Origin of the sequence: Thermosynechococcus sp. OHK43 (assembly GCF_014466085.1) — a bacterium.
In the GTDB taxonomy this organism is placed as follows: Bacteria; Cyanobacteriota; Cyanobacteriia; order Thermosynechococcales; family Thermosynechococcaceae; genus Thermosynechococcus.
This window is the reverse complement of the sequence record NZ_JACOMP010000177.1, coordinates 1-6336: the sequence shown is the minus strand read 5'-3', so window position 1 is coordinate 6336 and position 6336 is coordinate 1. Positions and strand designations below refer to the sequence as shown.

Here is a 6336-nt window from a genome sequence, read left to right as displayed (position 1 = left end):
CCCCCACAGAGGCACCTTCCCCTGCGCCAAAAGCTGAGACTACCCCGGTGACTCCCCAGCTTCTAACCCAAGAACCCAAGGAAATGACCGTGCGGGTGCCGGGGTATCAATTGGATCAACTCGGTGATCTGATGGGGGAATTGCTCATTGAGTGTAACGGTCTGGATTTACAACGGCAACGCCTCCACACCCTACTAGCGGGTCTCAAGCAAAAAGTACGTGCCCTTGAGCGTGCCAACTTTCGTCTGCGCACAGAGTATGACCGTGTCAGTGCCCCCCATTACTTGAGTCCCCAAAACCAGCATGGCTTTGATGTCCTCGAGTTCGATCGCTACACGGATGTGCATCTGCTCTCCCAAGAGGTGATGGAAACGATTGTTCAAGTGCAGGAAATCACCACCGATCTGGAACTGAGCCTAGAGGACACCGAACGCACTGGCCGTGATCTCAACCGCACTGCCAAGCAACTTCAAGCTCGATTTACCCAAGTGCGGATGCGTCCCTTTGCCGACTTGGCCAACCGGTATCCACGGTTAGTTCGGGAACTGAGCCGCGAGCATGGCAAAAACGTCAATCTTGTGATTGAGGGCAGCCACGTTCTCATTGACCGTACTGTGTTGAGTGTCTTGGCGGATCCCCTCTTGCACCTTGTCCGCAATGCCTTTGACCATGGCATTGAACCTGCAGAGGAACGCCAAGCCCTTGGCAAACCCGCCGTGGGAACCATTACTCTAAAGGCAGCCTATCGCGGCAACCGAACCGTGATTACTGTGGCGGATGATGGCCGAGGTCTCAATCCAGAGAAAATTCGCCAAAGGGCACGGCAATTGGGCTTAGCCCAAGATTGGTTGGAAACTGCTAGCGATCGCGACCTCTGGCCACTGATTTTTGAGCCGGGCTTTTCAACGGCCGCGCAGGTGACCAGCCTCTCCGGACGCGGCGTAGGAATGGACGTCGTGCGCACTAATCTGCGTCAAATTCGCGGGGACATCCAGATCCAGAGTACTCCCGGCCAAGGGACGCAATTCACGATTACAATTCCCTACACCCTCTCAGTGGTGCGGGCGCTTTTGATAGAGGCTGCCGGCATGCTTTTGGCAGTACCAACCGAAGACATCGAAGAAATGGTGCTAGCCGATCGCTACCCTGCCATTGAAACCCTTGGCTCAACCCTCATTGACTGGGAAGGCTATCTCATTCCCTTGATTGAGCTGACCCAGATTTTTCACTTTCAGCGTCCCCATCGCCCCGTGGAAATGGAGGGAGCACCCACCATTAACGAACCAACCCTGATGATTATCAGTCAAGGGGACAGTGCCCTTGCCCTGCGGGTTGATCGCCACTGGAGCGAGCAGGAAGTCACCATTCGCCAAGTCGAAGGAGAACTAGCCCTACCCAAGGGCTTTAGTGGCTGCACAATTTTAGGAAATGGCCGCATTGTCCCCCTATTAGATCCTCTTGCTCTCTTTGATTGGTCGCAACAGGAGCGTCCCCCTGCCCCCGTGGCCAGCTCCACTGCCCCTAGGCAAGACACCGTCCTTGTGGTTGATGATTCAGTGAACGTGCGGCGTTTCCTCACCAGTACCCTCGAAAAAGCCGGCTATCGGGTTGAGCAGGCTAAAGATGGTCAGGAAGCCATTGATAAACTCCAAGGAGGACTGCAGGTCAACGCTGTGATCTGCGACATTGAAATGCCCCGCCTCGATGGGTTTGGCGTCCTCACTCAAATTCGCCGCATTCCCCAATGCCAAAACACCCCCGTGATGATGCTCACCTCCCGCACGGGTCAAAAACACCGCCAGCTTGCAGAACGCCTGGGGGCAGCGGCCTACTTTAGCAAACCCTTCCGCGAAAGTGACTTCTTGGCCACCCTTGATCAGTTGATCCACCATGCTTAAAAGCCGTCGCCGTCGCCAGAGCCAACCTGTTGTTTTAGAGCAGTTCTTGACATTTATCGTGCGCCAAGAGCAGTTTGCCGTGCCGATGGCACAGGCCTATCGAGTGATTCCGTTACCCCCTATTCACGGCGATCCATACCAGCGGGGTATTGGCCTTGTCACCTATGAGAATCGGGAAATTTTAGTTATTGATATTGGCCGCTGTCTCTTTGATGCCCCCCTTTCAACCTCAGAAACCGAAAAGCTCAGGTTTTTGCTTATCCTCCAACCCCGACAGGAATGGCTTGGCCTGCCCCTCACAGACCCCCCCATGATTGAGCGCATTCCCCAGGAGGCCATTCATCCGATTCCCCGCAACTATCTCCACTGGGGAAGTATTCACAACGTTAGCTCCCTCATGGTCACCCATCAAGGCGACCAGGAGCTCCCTCCCATCTTTATCGTGGATATTGAGCAGGTCCTGCATACCCTAAAAACTCGATAGTCTGACTGCATTCCTGGATGTGCTAGATGCATCTGGAGGTGAACCAGCCATGGATACGCTGTATGAAACCAACTTTTATCCGTGGATGCAACAGCAAGCCGCATACCTCCGCCAAGGCAACTTGAATTGCTCGATCTTGAGAACTGGCGTGAGGAGATTGACTCCTTGGGCAAAAAAAGAAACGGGAATTGTGCCACTGCCTTGAAGTGTTACCCCCGTCGTGAGCAACGGCATCCCCTAGAAGGCCAGCTCAAGGAAAGCTCCAGACTCAAGCCCTACTTACGAGACTGCCCTTGACCTGGTAAAACAAGAAATGCCCTTTAATCCTGAAGCATTGCCCCAAACCTGCCCCTTTTTGGAAGCGCAAATTTTTGAGGAACTGCTCGACCTCTGGCCTTAGCCAATAGGCTCTATCTCTTGCCAATCAACCATGGGCAGATCTAGACTTGGGGCAGATCTGGACTTGGTTAAATGATGTTTTCCCCTGTCTTTATCTATAGCGATCGCTTCCTAGAACATCGCTGCCCTCAGTTTCACTTTGAGCGGCCCGAACGCCTGTTAGCCATTTGTCGGCATTTGCAAGCCGCATTTCCAGCAGCAGAGTGGCGCGAACCCACCCCTGTCGCAGAAGGCTTGACCCCTTGGCTAGAAAAGATCCACAGTCCGGTGTACTTAGACCAATTAGCCCAAATGGCCGCAGCAGGGGGTGGCTGGTTAGATCCCGATACCTACCTCAATGACCAGAGCGATCGCGTGGCACGGTTAGCCGTACAGGCTTGGCTCGATGGGGTAGATCTGGCTCTACAGCGACAGCAAGCGATTTTTGTTTTGGCGCGTCCCCCCGGCCACCATGCCCTCCGGGAGCGGGGAATGGGGTTTTGCCTGTTGGCGAATGGGGCGATCGCTGGCCATTATGCTCTCAGTTTGCCGGGGATAAGACGAGTGGCAATTCTCGATTGGGATGTCCACCACGGCAATGGTACCCAAGCACTGGTTCAAGACAATCCTCAGATCGCCTATTGTTCGCTCCATGAGTTTCCCGCCTATCCCTACACCGGTGATGGGGGCGATCGCGGGCGCTACAACAACGTCCTCAACTTACCCATGCCGACAGGTTCCAATGGAGAAGCCTATCGAGCCGCATTTCAAGATCAAGTTATGCCCTTTTTGTGGCAATTTAACCCAGATTTACTCATTATCAGTGCGGGGTATGATGCCCACCGTGAGGATCCTCTTTCCAGTATTGAACTAGAGGATGCCGATTATGGCTGGATGATGCACCAGTGCTTACAGATTACTCACCGCATTGTTATTGGTTTAGAGGGAGGATACAACCTTGATGCTTTGGGGCGATCGCTTGTTGCTACAGTACAAGCGGCGGTTCTCGACAATGCCGCCATAGGACCTCCTCATGAAGGGCAAGGCAGCGTTTAGCAACAACCGCATCGGCAAATATCGTCACTGCGTCTGCAGGAGCTTGGGCACCTGGGAGTGGGAGAGGGCTGGCCTTCAGTTGGGGATTCCGAGGACTGGCGTCTATTGCCCATAATTATCAGGATTGTCAGGCGGCTCCTCCAAGTGTGGCACAGGGTCATAGCCAGCCGCTGCAAAGGGGTGGCAGCGCAAAATGCGGCGAATGGCCAGATAAGTTCCCCTTACAGCCCCAAAGCGGGCGATCGCCTCAACTGCATAGGCAGAACAAGTGGGCGTATAGCGGCACGTGGGCAACAATAGCGGTGAAATCCAGCGTTGATAAAGGCGAATCAAAACAATCAGTGCTTTACTGAGCCAGTTACCCACCGTATTTACCAACAACATCCTTACAGGAAATTGTACACAGCCTTAATGAGAGCGAAACAGGTGATAGTGTTCTGGACTATAGAGACAGGAGCGCCAGGCATCACTGCCCTGCTGTTGCACCGCCAAGGCTGGACTGATCAAGTAGAGGGTCGTGCGGGTCAATCGCTGTTGCTGACTAAACGTCGCCATGTCCACCAAGGGAACCAGCCACAACTGCTCATCGGGCCATCCCAAGCGGTAGCCGACAGCAACCAGCGTCTCTGGGGGATAGTGCTGGAGCAGATCTTGCTGGGCACGCTGGACATAATTCGCACTCAGATAAAGACACAAGCTGGCTTTGTGGGCGGCTAAACTGGCTAATTCTTCTGTTGGCGGGACTCGCGTACGGCCACTGGCACGGGTGAGGATAATTGTCTGTACCAATTCAGGCAGGGTGAGTTCGGCCTTGAGGCGAGCAGCAGCCAATTGATAGGCACTAATGCCGGGGACAACTTCAACGGCAATGCCTGCTTCCGCTAGGCGGCAGATCTGCTCATGAATGGCACTGTAGAGGCTGGGATCGCCCGATTGCAACCGCACTACTTTCTTCCCCGCCTGCACCGCTTCAACCATCAGTGGAATGATTTCTTCCAAGGTCATTGCAGCTGTGGGAATACAGATGGCACTCGGCGGCGCAAACTGCAAAATCCCAGTCGGCACTAAGGAATCGGCATAGAGAATCACATCGGCCTCTTGAAGGAGTCGTTGCCCCTTGAGGGTAAGCAATTCTGGATCGCCCGGGCCAGCACCCACAAAGTAAACCCCAGCAGCAGTATTCCTACTTATCACGACAGTGCACCGGATCATTCCCCTTACTCAGATTAACGGTTGCAGGGGGCACCGTTATGTCAGGATCAAACATAGGTCCATGCGAGAGGCAAACAATCATGAGTGGCAAACGCATTCTGATGCTCGTGGGCGACTACGTCGAAGACTACGAAGTGATGGTCCCCTTCCAAGCCTTACAAATGGTGGGTCATACCGTGCATGCCGTCTGTCCGGATAAAGTGGCTGGCGACAGCGTGCGCACAGCCGTTCACGATTTTGAAGGGGATCAAACCTACAGTGAGAAACGGGGGCATAATTTTACACTCAATGCCACCTTTACAGAGATTGACCCCACAACCTACGATGCCCTAGTGGTGCCGGGAGGACGGGCCCCAGAATACTTGCGCCTCAATCCACAGGTACTGGAAATCACCAAGCACTTTGGCGAGACCCAAAAACCCATTGCCGCGATTTGTCACGGGCTGCAACTGTTGGCAGCAGCGGGTGTGCTGGCTGGCAAAACCTGTACGGCCTATCCTGCCTGTGGTCCTGAGGTCGTCAGTGCCGGCGGCAAGTTTACCAATGTGGCAGCGGATGCGGTGGTGGTAGATGGCAATCTGGTTACGGCACCGGCTTGGCCTGCCCATCCGCGGTGGTTGGCAGCATTTTTGGAGGTTTTAGGCACCAAGATTAATCCTCAGCCCTCAGCAGCCCTTTAGGATGACTGTGGCATGGCGATCGCCCTTAGCCAAATTGCCCATTATCTCCAGCGGCACCAACTGAACTATCGGTTGAATGCGCCCAACCACCAAATTATTACCGGCGTCAATGGTGATCACCTTGAGCGATTTATCGTTGTCATTGAGTTAGATGAGGGGGGCGAGTTCTTTAAGCTCTATGCCCCCAATCTCTTGCCGGGCATTAAAAACCACCCCTTTCGGGATGCCATTTTACAAACGCTGCTGTGCATTTCGTGGCAGACAAAAATGCTGCAGTGGGAGTACGATCCCAAGGCGGGTGAAGTGCGGGCGATGATTGAATTCCCCATTGAGGACAGCACCCTGACCGAACGGCAATTTTTTCGCTGCTTGGGGGCACTCGTGGAAATCGTTGACAATACGGTGCCGCGGCTGCGGCAGTTGGTTCAACAAGACCCTTTCCCTCCAGATGCGGATCTAGCCATGGGTGAACGCCTACTGCTGACGATTCAGGAAGAGGCACCGGGGCTATTGGATCTCATCGCCCAAGCCCTTGAAGCTCGTCGCCAACGGGGTCAGATAAATCATTTAGATTTTTAGATTTGGGTTAGGACCCAGGGGGAGCCTGGCGTGCGTAGAAGCGGCCATG

General features: G+C 54.1%; 7 protein-coding genes. 5 read left to right on the top strand and 2 right to left on the bottom strand.

The window, feature by feature from the left end; all coding sequences use genetic code 11:
• The 3 genes from H8Q75_RS07570 to H8Q75_RS07560 all read left to right on the top strand — a co-directional run.
• Positions 1-1898 (top strand): hybrid sensor histidine kinase/response regulator (locus H8Q75_RS07570; RefSeq protein WP_297041019.1); only part of this gene is annotated, 1898 nt, incomplete at its 5' end.
• A complete protein-coding gene (locus tag H8Q75_RS07565; RefSeq protein ID WP_024125961.1) occupies positions 1891-2382 on the top strand; it encodes a chemotaxis protein CheW in 492 nt (163 codons plus the stop codon). The genes H8Q75_RS07570 and H8Q75_RS07565, both read left to right, overlap by 8 nt.
• A gap of 471 nt (positions 2383-2853) precedes the next feature.
• On the top strand, positions 2854-3816 hold the full coding sequence (locus H8Q75_RS07560; RefSeq protein WP_255325271.1) for a histone deacetylase: 963 nt from the start codon (positions 2854-2856) through the stop codon (positions 3814-3816).
• Positions 3817-3918: 102 nt separating this feature from the next.
• On the opposite strand, the gene yidD is transcribed toward H8Q75_RS07560, so the two are convergent.
• Together yidD and cobM are read right to left on the bottom strand one after the other, a co-directional pair.
• Positions 3919-4182 (bottom strand): membrane protein insertion efficiency factor YidD, encoded by a 264-nt coding sequence (yidD, locus tag H8Q75_RS07555; RefSeq protein ID WP_157869819.1) that lies wholly within the window; start codon positions 4180-4182, stop codon positions 3919-3921.
• Between the two features lie 42 nt (positions 4183-4224).
• On the bottom strand, positions 4225-5028 hold the full coding sequence (cobM, locus tag H8Q75_RS07550) for a precorrin-4 C(11)-methyltransferase (protein ID WP_051372862.1): 804 nt from the start codon (positions 5026-5028) through the stop codon (positions 4225-4227).
• Between the two features lie 80 nt (positions 5029-5108).
• On the opposite strand from cobM, the gene H8Q75_RS07545 reads away from it, so the two are divergent.
• Both H8Q75_RS07545 and H8Q75_RS07540 read left to right on the top strand, forming a co-directional pair.
• Positions 5109-5708 (top strand): DJ-1/PfpI family protein, encoded by a 600-nt coding sequence (locus tag H8Q75_RS07545; RefSeq protein WP_024125957.1) that lies wholly within the window; start codon positions 5109-5111, stop codon positions 5706-5708.
• Between the two features lie 12 nt (positions 5709-5720).
• A complete protein-coding gene (locus H8Q75_RS07540) occupies positions 5721-6287 on the top strand; it encodes a hypothetical protein (protein ID WP_024125956.1) in 567 nt (188 codons plus the stop codon).
• Positions 6288-6336 lie beyond the last annotated feature (49 nt).

Coding starts and splice junctions, on each gene's coding strand:
- H8Q75_RS07545 (WP_024125957.1), top strand. CDS start 5,109: ATGAGTGGCAAACGCATTCTGATGCTCGTGGGCGACTACGTCGAAGAC.
- H8Q75_RS07560 (WP_255325271.1), top strand. CDS start 2,854: ATGATGTTTTCCCCTGTCTTTATCTATAGCGATCGCTTCCTAGAACAT.
- cobM (WP_051372862.1), bottom strand. CDS start 5,028: ATGATCCGGTGCACTGTCGTGATAAGTAGGAATACTGCTGCTGGGGTT.
- H8Q75_RS07540 (WP_024125956.1), top strand. CDS start 5,721: ATGGCGATCGCCCTTAGCCAAATTGCCCATTATCTCCAGCGGCACCAA.
- H8Q75_RS07565 (WP_024125961.1), top strand. CDS start 1,891: ATGCTTAAAAGCCGTCGCCGTCGCCAGAGCCAACCTGTTGTTTTAGAG.